At 18.4% G+C, this 239-nt stretch carries 1 protein-coding gene; it reads left to right on the top strand.

Going from position 1 to position 239, the window contains the following annotated elements:
* Positions 1 to 239 (top strand): hypothetical protein (locus SAZ04_RS22910; protein WP_332700084.1); only part of this gene is annotated, 239 nt, incomplete at both ends.

Here is a 239-nt window from a genome sequence, read left to right as displayed (position 1 = left end):
GATGAGATATATGAATTAAAAAGAGGAAGAGGAAATATTGATGGTCCTAAACTATTAGATATTAATAAATATAAAGAATATGTAAATAAAGAAAATACTGATAATAATAATGTTGCAGAAATTAATAAATTAGATATTAAGGAAAATATAATTGAATTAAATAAAAAAGAAACTGATGAACATAAAAATTTACAAAATGTTGAAAATAATCAAATAATAGATAATGACGATATTTCTAA

This window comes from Halalkalibacter lacteus (assembly GCF_036663595.1).
Classification (GTDB): Bacteria; Bacillota; Bacilli; order Bacillales; family Bacillaceae_D; genus Halalkalibacter; species Halalkalibacter lacteus.
Note: the sequence above shows the minus strand (reverse complement) of the source record. Positions and strands in the feature narration are given on the sequence as shown.